Raw genomic sequence first — 19,520 nt, forward strand, 5'->3', positions numbered from 1 at the left:
TTCGGGTTCGGGTTCGGGTTCGGGTTCGGGTTCGGGTTCGGGTTCGGGTTCGGGTTCGGGTTCGGGTTCGGGTTCGGCAGTTGGCTGGACTTGAGGAGGTTCGGGATCAAGCGTCGTCTCGCAGGCCCCGCCTTCGCGCGCCAGTTGACGCTGCATTTCCGAGGCCAGAAACAGCGCCTTGCCGCGCGCCGAAGTCAATTCGGCAAAGGCCGAGATCCGCGCTGCCCCCGCATCCAGTTCGGCCTTGCGCGCCTCATAGGCGGCATGGATAGCCGCCTTGTCCGAGGTCTCGGCAAGGCCCAGCGCGGACCAGGGCCAGTCTTGCGGATTAATGTCCAACGCTCTCCCCGCGTTCCAATCCGGACAGCGCAAGCTGCTCGTCGATCTGTGCGAGCAGCCGCTCCAGACCCTCTGGCGTTTCGCTTTCAGCGCGTGCGACCAGCACGTCCTGCGTGTTCGAGGCGCGCAGCAGCCACCAGCCGTCTTTTGTGTTTACGCGCACGCCGTCAGTGGCGTTGACCTCTTCGACCTCGGGGCCGGGATTGGTGGTCAAGCGCTCGCTGACTTCAGCGATGGCGGCAAATTTGCGCGCCTCATCAACCTGAAAACGCATTTCGGGCGTGTTGAGCATATCAGGCATGTCGGAACGGAGCTGCGTCACCGATTTGCCCAGCCGCGCCGATGCCGCGAGCAAGCGAACCCCTGCGTAAAGCGCGTCGTCAAACCCGTAATAGGTGTCGGCAAAAAACACATGCCCGCTCATTTCACCTGCTAGCGGCGAGGCGGTTTCCTTCATTTTGGACTTAATTAGCGAGTGGCCGGTCTTCCACATCAAAGGTTTACCGCCATGCGCCGTCACATGGTCAAAAAGCGCGCGGCTTGCCTTCACATCGGCGATAATCGTCGCGCCAGCGTACTTGGACTCTGCGCCGCTAAGTAGATCCTCGGCATAGATCATTAGCAATTGATCGCCCCAGATTACCCGGCCCTCGCCATCAATCGCACCGATCCGGTCGCCGTCTCCGTCAAAAGCCACTCCGAAGTCGAGTCGCTTCTCAGCGACCAGCGCGCGCAGGTCTGCAAGGTTCTCTTCAACGGTCGGATCAGGATGGTGATTGGGAAAATGTCCATCAACTTCAGTGAAAAGCAGATGATGCTCGCCCGGAAGGCGCGCCGCCAGCGCTTCAAGCGCGGGACCGGCAGCGCCGTTCCCGGCGTCCCAACCGACCTTGAGGTCGGAGAGCGCGGCACTGTCGATACCGGCCAGCCCCTCGAGCATACGCTCGACATACTCGCCCAGAATGTCGAGCGAGGCGGTCGAGCCGGCTCCGTCCTCCCAGTCTCCCGTAGCGCCAATCTGGCCGAGGAGCTGGATGTCAGCGCCGAAAAAGGGACGGCCCTGAAACACCATTTTGAAGCCGTTATAATTGGGGGGATTGTGGCTGCCAGTTATCTGAATGCCGCCCTGTACATCTTCGCGTGAGGCTTCCGCGAAATAGAGCATCGGGGTCGCGCCCATGCCAATCCGCAGGACATTGCATCCGCTTGCAGTAAGCCCCTCGACCAGCGCGTGTTCGAGCATGGGCGAACTGACCCGCCCGTCATATCCGACTGCGACTGTCGGGACTCCCTCCGCCCCGGCCTCCGCCTCTGCCCGGCGCAGCAAAGTGCCAAAGCCGCGCCCGATTGCGCGCGCATCATCCGCGCCCAATGTCTCGCCGATGATCCCGCGAATATCGTATTCGCGCAGCACGGTGGGGTCGAAATTGTGAGCCATTCTACTTCCTAAATCTCAATCGCAGATTTCACAGAGCGCATGGAGCCAAAACGCGAATATCCCGCGAAACCGCTATCCTAGTCACTGTCCGAAGGCAGATCGGCAACCCGTGCGGGCAATTCCTCGAGCAACAGGTCGCGCGCGTCATTGGCGTCGTGCACCTGGCTGTTGGTGCCGCCCTTGTCGGGATGCACCATCGCGACAAGGCGTTTGTGCGCCGCCAGGATCTGCTCGCGGGTCGCACCCTGTTCCACCCTCAGCAATTTGCGCGCATTGAAGATCGCCTGATCGCGGGTCGGCCGCGCGGTGAGCGCATGCCACGGCCATTGGCCAAAGGCCCAGCGGAACATCAGGCAACCAGCGGTCAACAGGAATGCAATTTTCAGCAACATGGTTCAGCTAAGCTCCAATGACGGTTGGGACTTCACGAATTCGGGCAGTTTGAGCGCCTTTAGCAAAGAGCGCAATTCCTGCCGCGCAACCAGATGGCTGGTGCCCAAATCGCCCAGATGCCCTTTGTCGAGCAAGGTCAGGCCGGACGGGAACAATTCGCGGTAGATCACGCGTTCCGACAGGCCGTGGGTGACGCGAAAGCCCACCCGCTTTGCCATTTCGGTGAGCGCTTTCTCGATGCGAGCCATGTTACGCGCCTCGGTATAGCCGGTGCGGTTGCGCACGACGATCCAGTCCATTTCGGGGCGCGAACCTTCGATTGTCGCGCGGCTGCGTTTGAGCCGTGCCTCCCAGATCAGCTCTGCAAAGAACGACAGTTTCTGGACCTTGAAGCTTTCCGGATCTACCTGCCCGATCAGATCGAAATCGACAAAGCTGTCATTCATCGGTGTCACCAGCGTATCGGCATTCTCGACTGCGCAGCGGGCCAGCGGATCATCGCGGCCCGGATTGTCGAAAATCAGGAAGTCACAATCGCTTTCCAGCCGCTCAATCGCGACGATGAGCGCCTGCTCGCTGCGGCCCTTGAACACTTCGCAAGCCGGTGTCGGCAGAGTGATGCCGCGCCGCTCCATCGTACGCAGGCGGTTCTCCATATAGCGATGCGTGGTACGCTGGCGCGGATCGAGGTCGAGCACTGTCACCCGCGCGCCCATATAGGAAAGCGCGACCGCAATATGCACCGCAGTTGTCGACTTTCCCGTACCGCCCTTTTCATTGGCGAAGACAATACGATGGGCGGAGCTGGTCATCAGGGTGTTTCTCTGCGTTTGCGGGTGTGTTGGCGAATGGCAGTCAACCGGCTATCGGGCAACGTGCAATCGGCGGACAAATCGCCGAAACGGCAGTTTTATCCAAGGGGAAACACCCGTGCAAACAGCACATACACTCGATGTGTTGAGAAAACTGGTCGCCAGCTTGCGCGAAGATGGAAGCGGTGAGCGCGCGACTATAGGCCTCGTGCCGACAATGGGCGCGCTGCATGAAGGGCATTTGACGCTGGTGCGCCGTGCGCGCGAGCGTTGCGATCACGTCGTCGCCTCGATCTTCGTCAACCCGACCCAGTTCGGCGAAGGCGAAGACCTCGACGCCTATCCGCGCCAGCTCGAAGAGGACGCCGCGATGCTGCAGCGCGAAGGCTGCTCCCTGCTCTGGGCACCCACAGTTGAGGCGATGTATCCGCAAGGCTTCGTCACCAACATTTCTGTCAGCAAAGTGAGCGAGGGCTATTGCGGCGCTGACCGGCCCGGCCATTTCGATGGCGTGGCAACGGTGGTGTGTAAGCTCTTCAACCAGGTTCAGCCCGACATGGCGTTCTTCGGTGAGAAGGACTTCCAACAGCTTGCTGTTATCCGCGCGATGGCGCGTGATCTCGACCTCACTCTCCCGCATGTCCACCAGATCATTGGCGTGCCAACCGTGCGCGAGGCAGACGGGCTCGCCATGTCCAGCCGCAACCGGTACCTATCGAGTGAGCATCGCGCCGCCGCCGCCACGCTGCCGCGCGCGATGAAGGAGGCCATCGCGCGGATTGAGGACGGGCAGGAAGTGCCCCCCACCCTCGCCGCGCTAGAGGACGAACTTCTGAGCGCAGGCTTTGACAGCGTCGATTATGCCGCGCTCGCCGATGCATCTTCCCTTGCTCCGATTGACACACTATCTGGAGCCGCAGCCCGGCTGCTGGTGGCGGCCAGGATCGGCGGCACGCGGCTGATCGACAATATGGCGGCCGGCTGATCGCCCAAGGGAAATACGCGCGATGTTAAAGCATTTCTGGGGCTCGCTCCTGTTTACCGCCGTCTGCCTTGCGCTGGGCGGCTGGTATGGCTGGACAGTACACGGCACGTTTGACGGCATGCTTTCGGTGCTGTGGATCTGCGCGGTCCTTGCAGTGCTCGAAGTCTCGCTGAGTTTTGACAATGCGGCGGTCAATGCCTCGGTTCTCAAAGATATGGACCCGGTTTGGCAGCAGCGATTCCTCACCTGGGGTATTGCCATCGCTGTGTTCGGGATGCGGATAGTATTTCCGATTGTGATCGTCATGGTCGCAGCCTCGCTCGGCCCCGTGGATGCGGTGCGCCTCGCGCTCAGCGATCCGGGCGAATACCAGCGCATCGTCAGCGATGCGCATATCGGATTGATGGGATTTGGCGGCGCGTTTCTCGGCATGGTTGGGCTCAAATTCTTCTTCGACGCCGACAAACACCTGAACTGGATCGAGACCATCGAGCGCCCGCTTGCCAAGGTTGCGAATATCGAGGCGATTTCCATCGGGCTGGTGCTGCTCGCCACATGGGCAACCTCCACCATGCTAGCCGACAGCGACGCGCTGACCTTCATCATTGCGGCGATTGGCGGTTTGCTGACTTATCTCTTCGTCGAAATCGTCAATCACGTCCTCGAACCGCCCACCCCTTCCTCCGGCGATGTTGCCAGAGCGGGCTTCGGCGCGTTTCTCTATCTCGAAGTGCTTGATGCGAGCTTTTCGTTTGACGGCGTCATCGGAGCCTTCGCGCTCACCAACAACCTCATCATCATCGCCATCGGCCTCGGCATCGGGGCGATGTTTGTGCGCTCGATGACGATCTTCCTGGTGCGCAAAGGCACGATGAGCGAATATCGCTATCTCGAACACGGCGCATTCTACGCGATCCTTGCGCTGTCGGTGATCATGTACATCAACACCTTCGCCCATATTCCCGAGGTCATCACCGGCCTGATCGGTGCTGTGCTGATCGGCCTTGCGTTCTGGGCGTCAGTGCGCGCGAACCGGGCGGATGCAAAGGGCGGATCAGGGCAAGCTGCTGCTTGACGAAAGCCAAGCATTGGTGGCAATGGCGCTGCTTCAGAGCGGGCGGGTATAGCATAGTGGTAATGCTCCAGCCTTCCAAGCTGGCTAGAGGGGTTCGATTCCCCTTACCCGCTCCAGCCCTGCCTTCCCAAAACATCCCAGAAACGCTATAAAACCCTTGGAAACCTTACGGTTTCTGGTGTTCGGTTTTCCTGCATCAGCCCGCTTAGTCTCGCTAAATCTCGCTGATTTGGGGGCCACATTGGGGGCCACACAGGTTTCCGCCAATTCGAGTGGCCCCCAATCTGGGGGCCACGTATTGGGTAAGGGTCTGAAATTATGGCACTAACAGATGTTGCAGTTCGCAAGGCTAGGCCGAAGGCGAAAGCCTACAAAATGGGCGATTCGTTAGGGCTCTTTCTTTTGGTTCAGCCAAGTGGCGGCAGATTGTGGCGGCTGAAGTACCGCATTGATGGGCGCGAGAAGAAGCTGGGGCTCGGGACCTACCCGGAAATTGGGCTCGCAGAGGCCCGCAGTAGGCGCGATGCGGCGCGAGAGCAGCTGGCGCAGGGCAAGGACCCATCTCGCGAAAAACAGCGTGAGAAGGCACGTAAGAAGCTCGGTGCGGAGAATACCTTTGCGTCCATCGCCGCTGAGTTCTGTGAGAAGCGCAAACATGATGGCTCACGAGCTTGGGCACCAGCCACGGCGAAGCGCTGCGAATACCTACTATCGGTCCTCAACAGCTCGATAGGCAATCTGCCGATTGCTGATATCGAGCCTGCCGACATCCTCATAGCCGTTCGCCGGATCGAGAGTAAGGGCAAGCTGGAAAGCGCGAAGCGAACCTTGCAGCTGGCAGGTTCGGTCTTCCGCTACGCGGTCGCTACAGCGCGCCTCAAGTCCGATCCGACACGCGACTTGAGAGGCGCGCTGATGAACCCGACCGTGACTCATTATGGAGCGGTGCTTGATCCAACAGGTGCCGGTGAGCTGCTCAGGGCTATCGATGGCTATGAAGGCCAACCTATCACCAAGCTGGCGATGCAGCTTGCTCCGCATGTGTTCGTAAGGCCGGGCGAGCTCCGCCATGCCGAGTGGAGCGAAATCGACTTCGATAAGGCTCTGTGGACGATCCCGGCGAGTAAGACGAAGATGCGTAAGGATCACCTTGTCCCGCTGTCACGCCAAGCCCTTGCGATTCTGGAAGAGGCCTACCGATTGACAGGCCCCGACGGCTATGTGTTTCCGTCAGTCCGAACCCGCAGGCGACCAATGAGCGACAACACCATCAACGCTGGATTGCGCCGCTTGGGCTACACTACCGACGAAATGACCGCCCACGGCTTCCGCGCGATGGCGTCCACCTTGCTGAACGAAAGCGGCAAGTGGAACCCCGACGCAATCGAGCGCGCACTGGCGCATGGCGACAGCGACAAGGTCCGCGCCGCCTACCATCGTGGAGCGCACTGGAAAGAACGGGTGAAAATGATGAAATGGTGGAGCGACTACCTCGATCAGCTCCGCGAAGGCGCGCAAGTGGTGCCGATCAAGACAGCGAAAGGCTGACGGATCGCGCCAAAAATTGCAACTCTTCTACGACCCGTAAGAACAAGGAGAAATATCCCGTGATTACCGATGGTTATCGCATAGTGAGTGGTCTGCGGTTCGGCGCAAACCCGCTCAACTCGCAGGTGGGTTGATTCCGCCCAAACACTATTTCAAAGCAAAACCAATGACTTATCTCCCGAAATCGCGGGGTAGGGTGTGCTCCTGTTTCCAGCGGCACCGTAGGTCCAGTGTTGCTAGACGCAAGATGCTTGGATCTCAATGCGATCCTGCAGGCTGAACCTCAGCCCAGCTGGCGTTGGAGGCTGATACTGGGCCGTTAGCGGAAGGTCCGGTCCCGGCGATCTGAACTTAGAAAGCCGACATTGCACCTGCGACCCAATTGCGGCCACGCGGAAATATTTCTCAATTCGGATGCTTTATTGGAACCTCAATGACACCATCATTCGATTGAATATGTGCTCTGCTGAAAAGACGAGGCGTTTACGGAGCCTCAGCGGCAATCGTCCGAACTAAATTGCTGATTTCAAGTTGCTAGAATTTCGGCGTCGTTGTCGCCGGACTTGGTTGAGACTCCTCGACCTATCCTGCCCGGATATGAGCTAGAAATCCGTTAGCTTTCTCGCGCAGGTCTACCGCCTGAGTATCAAGACGCTCTGCCGAACCAGAAACTTCGTTCGCCGCTTGCTCGGTCGTCTCGCTCGTCTTGCGAACTTCACCGAGAACCTCCGAAGCGGTGTTAGACGCCCGCGCCGCCATGTCGATGCTTCGTGCCAATTCTTTTCCGGCAACGCTTTGTTGATCCACCGCAGCTGCAATGGCCGTGGCGCCTTTTTCGAGATCCACGATTTTGTCTGCAATCATCTCCAGTGCAGCGACACTGGCATCGGTTGAACTGCGCATACCTTGTACCTGAGCGGTGACTCGCTCGGTCGCTGCGGCTGTTTGGGTTGCCAATTCTTTCACCTCACTGGCAACAACCGCGAAACCGCGCCCCGCCTCTCCGCCCCGGGCCGCCTCGATAGAGGCGTTCAAGGCGAGGAGATTGGTCCGCTGGGCAATGCTGCTGATCAGGTCGATAATCTCTTCTACGTGCGCTGCCGATGATGAAAGACCTTTGATTGTTTCATCGGCCTTTTCTGCGGATCGGCTCGCATCGCGTGCGAATTCAGCCGACGTTTCAGCCTGACGGCTGATTTCTCCCATCGACATTGCAAATTCATCAGATGCGGCGGCAGCGGTGGTTGCGCCTTGCATACCCTCGTCCATCGACTTGGTAGCGGAATCGACCTGCGTAAGGGTTTGATCGGCGGACGCTGCCATTTCATTAGCGGTTTGCTGCAATTCTCCTGATGCGACAGCGACAACATCGACAACACCGCCAATCGACTCCTCAAACTGATCCGCAAGCCTGAGAAGTTCCTCTTTGCGCGTATCCTCCGCAGCCTTTCGAGCGGCTTCCTGTTCTGCTCTTGCCGCTTCTTTTTCGGCGTTGAGCGTTTCAACCTTCATTTCAGCGGCGACGAAGGATTCAAGCGCGCGGGCCATCTGGCCAATCTCGTCTTCGCGGCTTGTCTCTCTGACGTTTATATTGCGCTCGCCGAACGATACGCTTTCCATATCCTCTGCCATACTGACGAACGGGTATACGATCCGGCTCAGAATGAATGAAACCGCGCTTAGACACGAGAAGGCGAAAGCCACTGTAACGATAACAATCGCGACCGCAAAATATGTTGAATATTGCGGGTTCATGAGGCCGATTACAGCGATCAAAGCGACCAAAACAAGGCCCCCAACACCAAGCGCCGTGGCAATTTTGGTTTTGATCGCAAACGGTTTGGACATGTACCATTGGTCGACCCGCGCGACCCATCCTGTCGCAGTGAATTCGCTTTCCGCAGCAGAAGTATCTCTGCTTTGTGCAGATAACTCCGATTGCGGCGTCATATCCATCTTGCCCTCCAGCACACCCGTCTCAAACTCGCTCCCCTGCAGTATGAGGGGGTTTGGTTAATTTGTCGTTTCCAAAGTAGACAATCGGAGGGCTGTGTTTGGTAATCGGCCCGGGCTCTCTTCTGTCCAATACAGATTGGCTATTTTATCTGCACATTCATCGCACTGCGGACAAATTGCATCGTAAATGTCTTCATCGCGCTTTTGCTAACCTTCGAAAACTGCATCAATGCCAAGGTATGGCCCCCGCCGATATACAGGCGCGCTGCCGCCATCGTGTTCAATTCACGCGGTAAAGTCCCTTCTCGTTTTCCTCGCGCGAACACGGCTTTGGCGTAGAAATGGAATTGGTCCAAGAGTTCCAAATATCGCGGCCAAACGTCTTGCCGGACGCCGGTACTCCAATCCAGCCAAACTCTGATAAGGTCCGGATTGGCAGAGGCCTCGGCGGCAAAGCGTGTGGCAAGGCGATCTAGCGTAACCTCCACCGAATCGCGTCCGGCCAAGCATGATTCAACCAGCTCCAGCAGATGCGCCTCGACAGCATTCAGAACCGCAAGCTGCAGATCTTCCCTTCGGCGAAAATAAGCATGGACCGTGGAAACTGACGTCCCCGCGCGGTCTGCCACATGAGCGTGGGTTGCTCGCGAAATTCCGTGATCAGCAAAGGCAGTTATTGCACATTGCAACAGCTGCTCCTTTCGCTTTTCAGGTGATAGCCGCTTGCTCCTCTTTCGATCGTTCTTGAAATTCGCCTGTGTGCTCTGGTCGTTACCCACCAACTACTCCGGATCAAATTATTTTGGGACAGTACGTTACTGTGCCCGAAGATAGCAAGGCACCCTTAGGCCAATGCTCGCTGAGCCTACGTCTTATTGACATTTTACTCATTAACGCTGACAAGTTCCTCAACACAGTCGGCACCCGGGATAATTTCCCGACTTTAGGATCGAGGAAAGCCAATGTTACAGACCGCCCAACAAAACCCAGTCGAAGATGTGCCGCTGCCGTCTATCGACGTGAGCAATCCCGACCTGTTTCGCGCTGATACGGTTGGCGAATATTTTAAGCGCCTGCGCGCAGAGGATCCGGTTCACTACTGCGCTGACAGCGCGTTTGGCCCCTATTGGTCGATCACAAAATATAAAGACATTATGCATGTTGATACCCACCATGACATCTTTTCGTCTGCCGCGGGCCTTGGTGGCATCATCATCGATGACAATATTCAGAAAGGTGGTGATGAGGGGGGGCTTGATCTGCCAAACTTCATCGCGATGGACCGCCCACGTCATGATGAACAACGTAAGGCGGTTAGCCCGATCGTAGCACCCGGCAACCTCGCCCTTTTAGAGGGTACTATTCGTGAGCGCGTTGGGACCGTGCTGGACGGCTTGCCAATTGATGAAGAGTTCGATTGGGTTGATCGAGTCTCAATCGAAATTACCACGCAAATGCTGGCTACTCTGTTTGACTTCCCATTCGATGATCGCCGTAAGCTGACCCGCTGGTCAGACGTAACTACCGCTGCACCTGGCGGGGGCCTGATTGATTCATGGGAGCAGCGCACGACTGAATTAATGGAATGCGCGCAGTATTTTCAAACCCTGTGGAATGAACGAGTAAACGCGGATCCGGGCAATGACCTGATCTCCATGTTGGCCCATTCCCCAGCGACCCGAGATATGACCCCGGAGGAGTATCTTGGAAACGTATTGCTGCTGATCGTAGGTGGTAATGACACAACCCGTAATTCGATGACCGGCGGCGTTCTCGCGCTGCATCAGAACCCAGATCAAATGGCCAAGCTGAAGGCCTCTCCAGGGCTAATCGATAAAATGGTGCCTGAAATTATTCGCTGGCAGACACCCTTGGCGCACATGCGCCGAACAGCGAAAGAGGATTCGGTTGTTGGCGGCAAAACTATCCGCAAAGGTGACAAGGTAGTCATGTGGTATTTCTCTGGGAACCGTGATGACGAAGTAATCGATCAACCCGATGAATTCATCATCGATCGTCCAAATCCTCGTCAGCACTTGTCTTTCGGTTTCGGCATCCACCGCTGCGTTGGCAACCGGTTGGCCGAAATGCAACTTAGAATTTTGTGGGAGGAGATACTCAATCGCTTTGACCGCATTGAAGTGATCGGTGAGCCCGAGCGTGTTCAATCGAATTTCGTCCGAGGTTACGCAAAAATGATGGTCCGCGTTCACGAGCGAAAAGGGTAAAGGAATACCAATGCCAGTAGTGAAGTTTATTACCGCTCAAGGTGACGACCATCTTGTCAATGTAGAAGCTAATTTGTCTGTAATGGAGGCCGCCCGAAACAATGGGGTTCCGGGCATCGATGGTGACTGCGGCGGATGTGCAGCTTGCGGCACCTGCCACGTTCATATCGATGCAGCATGGATTGAAAAAACAGGCCATGCGGCAGAAGGTAGCGAAGCCGACATGCTCGAATTCGTAGAAGAAGCAAACGGTCTCAGCCGTCTGGCTTGCCAAGTGGAAGTTACGGAGGATCTCGACGGCCTTATTGTACGATTACCTCTTGCTCAGCATTGATCTGGAATCAATGGCCGGGCAATCTAAATCTCCAAACCAGTTAACTGATGACCCTTTAGTTCGACTTGTAACTCCTTACCAATTGACGCTGGGTATGGAGGTATTGGAAAGCGAAAATGGGCGTTCGATGAGCCGCATGAAGGCCAATCGACGGATTGCGAAAACACTGGATGATCCGCGCCCTGATCCACTAGCTCTCATGGGCTTTATCGACCAAGGTCTATCTCAATCCCTGCAAGGAATGATTGCCCCCGGGATCGGGCTTTCAACTTTTGATTTGCGGATCGGACTCTCATCAGCGGCGGCGATGGGGGACAAGCTGACGCTGACCGCTGAAACCGTGATGGTAGGTAATGCATCTGCGACTGTCACTGGAACTTTGACCAATTCGGCCAACGATATCGTCGGTGTCTCAACGGGGCTATTTCGATTAGGGAGCTACCCAGGAGGGGCTCCGGCTGACCATAATTTAGCTGGCACCTTCGACCCTCAAGATATGCCTGGACCAATGACGCGTAGTTTGGGACTATCGGGCGCAGCAAATTCTCCGCAGATTACCGCGGGAAACCGAGCTATCTTGGGGTGGGAAAGCGGAAATATTGTGCATGGCGGCGTTGTTGCTGCCGCATTGATGGCGGCATGCCAAGGCCGGGTAGCAGACGGTAAGAATTCAAACGGGCAGCAGCTAGAATCGATAGATATTCGTTACTTGCGCCCTGCAATCGGTTCGCGCGATCTATTGACGAGCAGCCATTTTGAACGTGAAGGCAATGCAGCAAGCTTTGTGCGCGCAACGTGCTTTCACGGGCCTGACAAACCGTTGGCAACTGCCATAGCGACATTTGTCCGTTAGCGTATAAGCATTTGCTCTGAGGCGAGGCAGCGGGTTTTGAAAGCCGACAGGCAGCTAGATAGTGTCAGGAGCCGAAAGCACCGCTTCCGCTAACAACCCAGAAGCATAAGTTCACGTAGGCCAGCCCCGCTGGTGGCCACGAACCCTGCCAACCAACGCCTAATCGATATCAAGGTTATCACGCATCTTTGCTAGGGCTTTACCGAAGCGCTCCAGATCATTGAGACCTAAACCAGAGAGCAGTCGTTCGTAGGTAGCGTCTGCCTCTTTGCGCAATGCTGGCAATAACTCGATTGCAGCAGGCAGCAGGTGTACATGCCACACGCGCCGATCATTCTGCGCACTTCGTCGTTCGACTAGCTCCATTTTCTCAAGCCTATCGATTGCCTGACCAATGCTGGCGCGTTCGAGGTCGAGCCGCTTTGCCAGCTGGGTCTGGGTCATTCCGGGTGTCCGGTAAACATAGGCCAAAGTGCGCCATTGCGTGCGAGTGAGGCCAAACTGCTCGACTGAAAAATCAAAGTTGCGCCGCAATCGCGAGGTTACATCCTCTAGCAGAAATACGAAACGATCTGTGTCAGTCAGGAAGCTTTCTGCGGCTGCGTCGGCGTCTTGGTCCAATTTGATTTCCATGCGGGCGACCATACCACCTCATTTAGAAAAATAAAATTCTTTACTGTAAAGTGCATTACAATATAGCGGCTGGCAGTTATGCTGGACAAAGTGCAAACCATTAGAGGCCATGAGTCGATCAAGCTCGCCGCCGAAGTCTCAGGAAGCGCAAGTGCGCCCCCGGTCTTGCTTGCGCATGGCGGTGGACAAACCCGCCGCGCTTGGAAGCGTGTCACCGGCGAACTTGCCTCTGCTGGTTTCCGGGTCATTGCTATTGATTTGCGCGGTCATGGCGACAGCGATTGGTCTCAAGACGGCTCCTATGACCTGCGCGATTTCGCGTCTGACCTCGTTGCTGTAACGTCCCAGCTTGATTGCAAGCCTGCGGTTGTCGGTGCGTCGCTTGGCGGGCTTGCAGGAATGATTGCTGAGGGTGAACTTGCTTCGGGCAGCTTCGCCTCACTCACTCTTGTGGACATAGCGCCCCGGATGGAGCCAAGCGGGGTCATGCGCGTGGTTGGCTTCATGGAGAAGCATATTGATCGCGGGTTTGCGTCCCCGGAAGAAGCGGCAGAAATTATCGCCAGCTACATGCCGCATCGCCAGAAGCGCGGGGCTGGAGGAAACCTTAAACACTATCTGCGGCAAAAAGCCGATGGCCGTTTTTATTGGCATTGGGACCCGCAGTTCATCCGCAACATAATGAACGAAAAGCGATTGGATCCGGGGCATCAAGAAAGACAATTTGAAGGGTTGAGCAAGGCGGCTGCAAATCTGTCACTTCCGCTCCATCTCGTTCGCGGAGGATCGAGCGACCTCGTCTCCGAGGATTCAGTCGCGCACCTGAGAAAAATGGTTCCCCATGCCGAATACACGGACATTGCCGGCGCAACGCACATGGTTGTCGGAGATTCCAACGATGCGTTTTCGGCTGCAATTGTCGACTTTCTCCAACGCCATCATGGCATGGAGGCAAAGGCGACATGACCAAGGAGCCAGTCATTATCGAGCGCGAACAGCTGGAAGAGATGCTGCGCATCGCACCATTTCACCAATGGCTAGGCGTCGAGATCAAGTCATATTCAGCCGATCAGCTTCAGCTCCTAATGCCATGGCGCAATGAGATTGTTTCCAACCCAGTGTTAGGCGCTGCTCACGGGGGTGTTCTGGCGGCTCTTATCGATCTTACCGGACTTTACACTCTCCTTGCGATGGGGGCGAAGGTCAAAGCCACCGCCGATCTCAGGGTTGATTATCATCGCCCTGCCACATCAGGGCCGCTCATTGCGACCGGACGTGTTGTAAAGATTGGGCGGCAGATATCTGTTGCAGACACACACATTACTGGCCCTGACGGCAAGCTCGTAGCAAGTGGCCGAGGTGCCTATACATGCTGAAGTGCGGAGCCCTGTCTTGGCTGGCAATCTGCGCAGTTGCTTTGGCAGCGTGTTCAGACAACTCGGAAACTGTCGATGTGACCGAACCCGCACAATTAGAGCCACGCCAAGTCGAAACGATCATCGTAAGGCCTGAACTCTTGGCTGAGCCGGTAAAGGCGTTTGGCACCATCGCGGCAAAGCAGCGCAGCGCAATTGGTGCATTGGCCGAGGGGCCTGTCGAACGGATATTCGTCAAAGTCGGCGACCGAGTAACACGCGGGCAACCTCTCTTACGGATTCGTCAGGCTGATTATCAAAGGCGCGTCGCAGAAGCTCAGGCGGCAGTTGATCTAACCGAAGCACAGGCGATTGAGGCAGAGCGCCGATATGACCGCGTGATTGCGTTGGCCCCCAGAGGCTTCGTTTCAAAAGCGCAAGTCGACGCTGCCGAAACCGAACTGGCCGTCGCCCGTGCGCAGAAGACCCAAGCCGAGGCCGTTCTTGGAACGGCAAGGCAGGCGCTTAGCGATACGATCACGCGCGCACCTTATGACGGCGTTGTAACCGCAAGACTGGTGGATGAGGGCGTCTATCTCAACAACCGGTTTTCGATGGGCGGGCAATCGGCGGCGCTTGAATTGCAAGAGCTGGGGACTGTCGCTGCTATCGTAAATGCACCGCAGGAATATGTGGACTCATTCCGTCGTAACATGCCCGCTCGCGTGTTTATCGAAGGGTTCGATGAGCCGTTCGATAGCATCGTTTACATCATCAATGATCGCGTCGATCCGGAGAGCCGAATGGTTGAACTGCGGCTTCCGATCAGCAACCCGAATTATCGGATTAGCTCCGGACTAGCTGCGCGCGCTCAAATTGAGGTCCCGCCCGAGCTGTCGATCATACTGCAAAGAACCGCAATTCAAGGCGATAACGCCTCTGCCAATGTTCTGGTGGTCGAGGATGGAAAGGCGCAGCGCCGCGAGATAACCTACGACAGTATCGACCTCGACAGAGTTCGCGTTCGATCGGGATTGAGCGAGGGAGATGAGGTCATACTCAACCCTCCGGCATCCTTGCGCGCTGGCGAGCCAGTCAAGTCGCGCCGCACCGCGAGCGAAAACTAGTATGTGGTTGGCCGACGTTTCAATCCGGCGGCCCGTCTTTGCGACGATGCTCATCGCATCGCTCGTGGTCCTCGGCATTGTCTCATTTGGCCGTCTAGGCGTCGATCTCTTTCCCGAAGTCGAATTTCCTTATGTGTCTGTTACCACCGCTCTGCCCGGCGCTTCTCCGGGAACGGTTGAGACAGAAGTCACCGACATTATCGAGGAGCAGCTCAACACAATATCCGGCCTCAAACAGATGCGATCCATCAGCGCCGAAGGTGTCAGCATCGTCAATCTTGAGTTCGAACTGGAGGAAGATGCGGACCTGAAAGCGCAGGAAGTTCGCGACAAAATCTCTCGCCTCGGTGGCGACCTGCCCGCCGATGCCGAGCCTCCGGTAATCGAAAAAGTTGATCCTGACGCAGCACCAATCCTTTCTGTTCTCCTTTCGGGGGACTTGCCGATCCGTGATTTGACCACCTTCGCCGACGAGGTGGTCAAAGAGCGATTGCAGCGCGTGCCGGGCGTTGGTTCCGTCGAACTGGTTGGGGGGCGCGAGCGCGAGATGCGCATATGGCTTGATCCATCAGCAATGCGAGCCCGCGGGGTCACGGCGGATGATGTACTGTCTGCAATCCAGCGCGAAAACGCAGAGCTGCCGGGCGGGCGGCTGGTTACCGATGGGCGGACCCGGCAATTCGGTATTCGCACATTGGCCGAGGCGGCAAATGCGGCAGAGTTTGCAGCGATCCCTGTCGCCTATCGGCCCAATGGGCAAACGGTGCGGATTGGCGATATCGGGCGCGTAGAAGACGCGGTCGAAGACGAAAACAGCTACGCCCAGCTCGACGGCGAACTTGGCGTGGTGCTCGAAGTGCGTAAGCAGAGCGGCGAAAACACAGTCGCCGTCGCCGAACAGATACGAGCCGAAATTGAGGACATTCAAACCGACGCATCCGAAGGCGTAAACTTTGTCATCGCGCGGGATACCTCGCGGTTTATCGAACAGGCGATTGGGGATGTTCTGTTCGACCTATTTATCGCAGTGCTGTTGGTCGTGGCAGTTACTTTCCTGTTTCTGCTAAGTTGGCGTGCGACGATCATTGTTCTGCTCGCCATCCCGACTTCAATCGTTGCGACCTTTGTTGCATTTGCAGCGTTCGATTTCACCATCAACATGGTGACACTGCTGGCGCTAACGGTCGCGATCGGCCTGTTGGTCGATGATGCGATTGTTGTGGTCGAGGCGGTACAAAATGACGTCGACGAAGGGGTTGAGCCAACAGAGGCAGCGCATTCAGCGACCAAACGCGTGGCGCTGGCAGTCTTGGCCGGAACATTCGCAACGCTGGCGGTGTTTGTGCCGATCGCGTTCATGGAAGGTATCGTCGGTCGCTTCTTCTTCCAATACGGACTTGCAATCGTCTTTTCGGTCAGCGTGTCGATGCTGGTCGCCTTCACGCTGACACCGGCCATGTCGGCTCGGCTACTGCGTCCCGAACATGCCGATAGTGGCTGGCTGGGTAGGATTGAAAACTTCCATGTCGGGATGCGTAAACGCTATGAACAGCTGGTTGGATGGGCGATAGACCGGCGTTATCTGGTGCTCGGAGGCGCGCTCGCCAGCGTGTTTATCGGCGGCCTGTTCGCCTCCCAAGTTCCCAGCACCTTCATGTCGACAACGGATCGCTCTGAATTTCTTGTAACGGTCAAACTGCCACTCGGAACGGGTATTGCGGGTGCGAAGGAAGCTGCGCAGCAAGTCGACATTGCCTTACGAGAGCACCCAGAGGTCGAACTGGTATTTGTGAGTGCAGGCAGCGGAAGCAACCCGAAGGTGCATGAACTCGATATCTATGTTGGCCTCACGCACAAACGCTCCCGTGATCTGTCACAAGATGATCTGATGACATTTGCACGCGACGCGCTTAGCGAAAATGTGCCGAGCGCGCGCGAGATTGCCGTCGAAGAGGTCCCTTGGGTTTCCGGGGCTGGTGTTGGACAGGTCGCCATTGAGCTTATCATCACGGGACGGGATTCAGCCGCAATCAACGACTATGCACAATTGCTCACAGGCGAACTTGCTGCTCAACCCAATTTTGTCGATGTGCGATCAACCTACGAAGGTGGGCGTCCAGAATTGCAAATTGTGGTCGACCGCGACCGCGCGGCAGATTTAGGCATTTCTGCCCGTAGTTTGGCCGCTGCATCCCGCACCCTTATCGGCGGCAGCGATGCGGGGACATTCAACGATAATGAGCGGCGCTACGACGTGCGGGTCCGTCTTGATGAAAGCGCGAGACAAAGCCTTTCCGATGTCGAAATTTTGCCATTGCGAACGGGGCAAGGAACACTGGTCGACCTTGCATCGGTCGCCACAGTTGAGGTGAACCAGAGCGCAGCAGAAATTGAGCGGATCGATCGGTCTCGCCAGATTTCAGTATTGGCAAACACAGCGCCCGGTGTGCCTTTGAGCGTCGCCGTTTCACAGGTTGAAGATTTGCTGGCGGCTAACCCATCGCCCTCTGGAGTGGCCACCCAAATGGAGGGTACCGCACGCCGCTTAGCCGAAACGAGCGAGGCCATCATCTTTGCCTTCGGACTAGCGCTTGTGGCGCTCTACATTGTATTGGCGAGCCAGTTCAACAGCTTCGGTCAGCCGATAATTATCATGCTAACCGCGCCGCTATCATTCTCCGGCGCTTATTTTCTGATGTGGGCAACGGGCGAAGAGATGAGCCTCTTTGCCCAAATTGGAATGATCGCGCTGATGGGTATCGTGATGAAAAACGGTATCCTGTTGGTCGATCTTGCCAATCAGTATCGCGACCGAGGCGACGAGGCCGGTGCTGCGATGCGCAGCGCTGCCCCAGAGCGGTTGCGGCCCGTGCTGATGACAGCGCTGGCCGCAGTCTTCGGAATGTTACCTGTGGCGCTCGCGCAATCCGATGCCGCCGAATGGCGCAACGCAATGGGGTTCATAATCATCGGAGGCCTAACGACCTCGACTTTCCTCACATTGCTCGTCGTACCAGCAGCGTACGCGGCGGCTTCGGACCTCAGCAGCGGAGCAACCAAGCTACGCGTAAAACTAACGAAGCTTTGGTTCATCAGTTCAAGCAATGGGGCCTAGTCACGGACCGCATTGGTTTGTCCGCCTGTACGATTGCCTGAATTGAGATAGCGAATTTGAATGCCCGCAAATGTTTCAGCGAGGCGAACGGTCGTGAGCACAAAGCGGAATTGTCTGCTTCCCACTCCATTTGCGGACGCCAGCCCGATTTCGACTGGCGTCCAACAGCGGTCAAATTTCCGTCTTCTCCGCTAGCGTGAGCGCGTCTTCGATGTCCACGCCAAGATAGCGAACAGTATTCTCAATTTTCGAATGACCCAACAGTATCTGGATTGCTCGTATATTGCCTGTCGCTTTGTAGATAATCGAAGCCTTAGTTCGCCGCAGTGAGTGCGGGCCGTATTCCTCTGGCCGAAGTCCAATAGTCTCAACCCACTCATCTACTAGTCTGGCATATTGACGGGTGCTCAAATGATTTGAGTGGTCGATCCGACTTGGAAACACATATTCCTCAATAGAACCGCCTCGGCGTTCAAGCCACGCGAAAAGACTGTCACGTGCATCCGCCGCGATTTCAATCTGAACGGGCCGCCCTGTTTTGCACTGTGTGATTGCGGCCCGCGTTCGAACGTCAGGCCCACTGACCAGATCCCCAATCTTGAGCTCAACGAGGTCACACCCCCTCAACTTGCTATCGATTGCTAAATCAAAGAGAGCCCGATCACGAATGCGCTGCTCGCGGGCGAGAAAGAACCGGATGGCCCATATCTGTTTCTGTTTGAACGGCCTCTTAGGCCCGATCTTCGCCCCAAAGTTCCAAGGGACGCGGTTTTGGGTTGCAGGATCGAATTGTGAATAAGTCATCTTCATTCTTCTTGGCCGGAATGGCCGCAAAGAATGTCCGCTTTCGGCAACTAAGACTTGGCATCGCTATGTCTGAAACTGGGGCGCAAAGCGGTCATTTGCTGCGCTCAATCGCCGCGCGGCTGTTTCACGGCAGGTGCCGTCCGCAGTGGCTGAGCCGAGAAATCCGCGAACAATTGGTAAACCGCGCGCGGATGGAAATCTGGCGAGCACACCGTACCCCGCGAATTCGGGATGTAAGCTTATGATAATTAATGAAAAAAATGTTTTGGGCGGAAACAACCCGTCTACGAGTTGAGCGGGTTTGCGCTGAGCCGCAGACAACTCAAAGTCCCATAAACACATGAAACTGAATGATAAATTTCGGCTAACGCGCGAGTTGTTTGCGATCCGCGGGATTTCTAATCCTATTGTGCCGTAAGGCCGCGCTCCACTCACATACGAGTTGCCCATCGGAGCGGTGACAATCCGCAGTTTGCAGGCTAACTACGAAGGCCTGAAAAGGACGCAACCGTCCCTCTCAAT

General features: G+C 56.5%; 18 protein-coding genes and 1 tRNA gene. 11 read left to right on the forward strand and 8 right to left on the reverse strand.

The window, feature by feature from the left end:
* From Q0887_RS11240 to Q0887_RS11255, 4 genes are all read right to left on the reverse strand, one after another.
* Positions 1-339: hypothetical protein (locus Q0887_RS11240; RefSeq protein ID WP_299195381.1), on the reverse strand; the 339-nt coding region annotated here is incomplete at its 3' end.
* Complete coding sequence (gene pgmG, locus Q0887_RS11245; protein ID WP_299195384.1) at positions 329-1,777, reverse strand: phosphoglucomutase/phosphomannomutase PgmG; 1,449 nt, start codon at positions 1,775-1,777, stop codon at positions 329-331. The genes pgmG and Q0887_RS11240, both read right to left, overlap by 11 nt.
* A gap of 77 nt (positions 1,778-1,854) precedes the next feature.
* The gene (locus tag Q0887_RS11250) at positions 1,855-2,169 is read right to left on the reverse strand and encodes a molecular chaperone DnaJ (protein WP_299195386.1); all 315 of its coding nucleotides are present in this window, start codon (positions 2,167-2,169) and stop codon (positions 1,855-1,857) included.
* Positions 2,170-2,172: 3 nt separating this feature from the next.
* Positions 2,173-2,982 carry a division plane positioning ATPase MipZ gene (locus Q0887_RS11255; protein WP_299195389.1) on the reverse strand — a complete coding sequence of 270 codons (810 nt, stop codon included), beginning with the start codon at positions 2,980-2,982 and terminating at the stop codon, positions 2,173-2,175.
* 118 nt (positions 2,983-3,100) lie between these two features.
* On the opposite strand from Q0887_RS11255, the gene panC reads away from it, so the two are divergent.
* The 4 genes from panC to Q0887_RS11275 all read left to right on the forward strand — a co-directional run bounded on the left by panC (position 3,101) and on the right by Q0887_RS11275 (position 6,590).
* A complete protein-coding gene (gene panC / locus Q0887_RS11260; RefSeq protein WP_299195392.1) occupies positions 3,101-3,967 on the forward strand; it encodes a pantoate--beta-alanine ligase in 867 nt (288 codons plus the stop codon).
* A gap of 22 nt (positions 3,968-3,989) precedes the next feature.
* A complete protein-coding gene (locus tag Q0887_RS11265) occupies positions 3,990-5,042 on the forward strand; it encodes a DUF475 domain-containing protein (RefSeq protein ID WP_299195394.1) in 1,053 nt (350 codons plus the stop codon).
* Between the two features lie 42 nt (positions 5,043-5,084).
* Positions 5,085-5,158: transfer RNA gene (locus tag Q0887_RS11270), tRNA-Gly, on the forward strand.
* Positions 5,159-5,360: 202 nt separating this feature from the next.
* Positions 5,361-6,590: an integrase arm-type DNA-binding domain-containing protein gene (locus Q0887_RS11275; RefSeq protein ID WP_299195396.1), complete on the forward strand. Its 1,230-nt coding sequence runs from the start codon at positions 5,361-5,363 to the stop codon at positions 6,588-6,590.
* 582 nt (positions 6,591-7,172) lie between these two features.
* Here the strand turns inward: Q0887_RS11275 and Q0887_RS11280 are convergent.
* Together Q0887_RS11280 and Q0887_RS11285 are read right to left on the reverse strand one after the other, a co-directional pair.
* Positions 7,173-8,546 (reverse strand): methyl-accepting chemotaxis protein, encoded by a 1,374-nt coding sequence (locus Q0887_RS11280; RefSeq protein WP_299195399.1) that lies wholly within the window; start codon positions 8,544-8,546, stop codon positions 7,173-7,175.
* Between the two features lie 140 nt (positions 8,547-8,686).
* A complete protein-coding gene (locus tag Q0887_RS11285) occupies positions 8,687-9,325 on the reverse strand; it encodes a TetR/AcrR family transcriptional regulator (RefSeq protein WP_299195402.1) in 639 nt (212 codons plus the stop codon).
* A gap of 183 nt (positions 9,326-9,508) precedes the next feature.
* On the opposite strand from Q0887_RS11285, the gene Q0887_RS11290 reads away from it, so the two are divergent.
* Genes Q0887_RS11290 through Q0887_RS11300 form a run of 3 tightly spaced genes read left to right on the forward strand, consistent with a single transcriptional unit; the run spans position 9,509 to position 11,961 of the window.
* Positions 9,509-10,774 (forward strand): cytochrome P450, encoded by a 1,266-nt coding sequence (locus Q0887_RS11290; RefSeq protein ID WP_299195405.1) that lies wholly within the window; start codon positions 9,509-9,511, stop codon positions 10,772-10,774.
* A 10-nt stretch (positions 10,775-10,784) separates the two neighbouring features.
* Positions 10,785-11,108: a 2Fe-2S iron-sulfur cluster-binding protein gene (locus tag Q0887_RS11295; RefSeq protein WP_299195408.1), complete on the forward strand. Its 324-nt coding sequence runs from the start codon at positions 10,785-10,787 to the stop codon at positions 11,106-11,108.
* On the forward strand, positions 11,080-11,961 hold the full coding sequence (locus Q0887_RS11300) for an acyl-CoA thioesterase domain-containing protein (protein ID WP_299195410.1): 882 nt from the start codon (positions 11,080-11,082) through the stop codon (positions 11,959-11,961). The genes Q0887_RS11295 and Q0887_RS11300 overlap by 29 nt, the downstream gene beginning before the upstream one ends.
* 159 nt (positions 11,962-12,120) lie before the next feature.
* Here the strand turns inward: Q0887_RS11300 and Q0887_RS11305 are convergent, their stop codons facing one another.
* Positions 12,121-12,594 (reverse strand): MarR family transcriptional regulator, encoded by a 474-nt coding sequence (locus Q0887_RS11305; RefSeq protein WP_299195413.1) that lies wholly within the window; start codon positions 12,592-12,594, stop codon positions 12,121-12,123.
* 78 nt (positions 12,595-12,672) lie between these two features.
* On the opposite strand from Q0887_RS11305, the gene Q0887_RS11310 reads away from it, so the two are divergent.
* From Q0887_RS11310 to Q0887_RS11325, 4 genes are all read left to right on the forward strand, one after another.
* The gene (locus Q0887_RS11310) at positions 12,673-13,560 is read left to right on the forward strand and encodes an alpha/beta hydrolase (protein ID WP_299195416.1); all 888 of its coding nucleotides are present in this window, start codon (positions 12,673-12,675) and stop codon (positions 13,558-13,560) included.
* Entirely contained in the window at positions 13,557-13,970 is a 414-nt protein-coding gene (locus Q0887_RS11315) for a hotdog fold thioesterase (RefSeq protein WP_299195418.1), read from the forward strand. Before Q0887_RS11310 ends, Q0887_RS11315 begins: the two co-directional genes overlap by 4 nt.
* A 77-nt stretch (positions 13,971-14,047) precedes the next feature.
* Positions 14,048-15,076, forward strand: a complete 1,029-nt coding sequence (locus tag Q0887_RS11320; protein WP_299195421.1) for an efflux RND transporter periplasmic adaptor subunit — start codon at positions 14,048-14,050, stop codon at positions 15,074-15,076.
* Position 15,077: 1 nt separating this feature from the next.
* Entirely contained in the window at positions 15,078-18,191 is a 3,114-nt protein-coding gene (locus Q0887_RS11325; RefSeq protein WP_299195424.1) for an efflux RND transporter permease subunit, read from the forward strand.
* Positions 18,192-18,362: 171 nt separating this feature from the next.
* Here the strand turns inward: Q0887_RS11325 and Q0887_RS11330 are convergent, their stop codons facing one another.
* Complete coding sequence (locus Q0887_RS11330) at positions 18,363-18,995, reverse strand: tyrosine-type recombinase/integrase (protein WP_299195427.1); 633 nt, start codon at positions 18,993-18,995, stop codon at positions 18,363-18,365.
* Positions 18,996-19,520: the final 525 nt, after the last annotated feature.

Origin of the sequence: uncultured Erythrobacter sp., from assembly GCF_947492365.1 — a bacterium.
Taxonomy (GTDB): domain Bacteria; phylum Pseudomonadota; class Alphaproteobacteria; order Sphingomonadales; family Sphingomonadaceae; genus Erythrobacter.

What these genes read in the sequence shown, in the direction of transcription:
- Q0887_RS11280 (WP_299195399.1), bottom strand. Translation starts at nt 8,546, where the DNA reads ATGGATATGACGCCGCAATCGGAGTTATCTGCACAAAGCAGAGATACT.
- Q0887_RS11295 (WP_299195408.1), top strand. Translation starts at nt 10,785, where the DNA reads ATGCCAGTAGTGAAGTTTATTACCGCTCAAGGTGACGACCATCTTGTC.
- Q0887_RS11310 (WP_299195416.1), top strand. Translation starts at nt 12,673, where the DNA reads ATGCTGGACAAAGTGCAAACCATTAGAGGCCATGAGTCGATCAAGCTC.
- Q0887_RS11255 (WP_299195389.1), bottom strand. Translation starts at nt 2,982, where the DNA reads ATGACCAGCTCCGCCCATCGTATTGTCTTCGCCAATGAAAAGGGCGGT.
- Q0887_RS11330 (WP_299195427.1), bottom strand. Translation starts at nt 18,995, where the DNA reads ATGACTTATTCACAATTCGATCCTGCAACCCAAAACCGCGTCCCTTGG.
- Q0887_RS11265 (WP_299195394.1), top strand. Translation starts at nt 3,990, where the DNA reads ATGTTAAAGCATTTCTGGGGCTCGCTCCTGTTTACCGCCGTCTGCCTT.
- Q0887_RS11290 (WP_299195405.1), top strand. Translation starts at nt 9,509, where the DNA reads ATGTTACAGACCGCCCAACAAAACCCAGTCGAAGATGTGCCGCTGCCG.
- Q0887_RS11315 (WP_299195418.1), top strand. Translation starts at nt 13,557, where the DNA reads ATGACCAAGGAGCCAGTCATTATCGAGCGCGAACAGCTGGAAGAGATG.
- Q0887_RS11305 (WP_299195413.1), bottom strand. Translation starts at nt 12,594, where the DNA reads ATGGAAATCAAATTGGACCAAGACGCCGACGCAGCCGCAGAAAGCTTC.
- Q0887_RS11250 (WP_299195386.1), bottom strand. Translation starts at nt 2,169, where the DNA reads ATGTTGCTGAAAATTGCATTCCTGTTGACCGCTGGTTGCCTGATGTTC.
- Q0887_RS11275 (WP_299195396.1), top strand. Translation starts at nt 5,361, where the DNA reads ATGGCACTAACAGATGTTGCAGTTCGCAAGGCTAGGCCGAAGGCGAAA.
- pgmG (WP_299195384.1), bottom strand. Translation starts at nt 1,777, where the DNA reads ATGGCTCACAATTTCGACCCCACCGTGCTGCGCGAATACGATATTCGC.
- Q0887_RS11325 (WP_299195424.1), top strand. Translation starts at nt 15,078, where the DNA reads ATGTGGTTGGCCGACGTTTCAATCCGGCGGCCCGTCTTTGCGACGATG.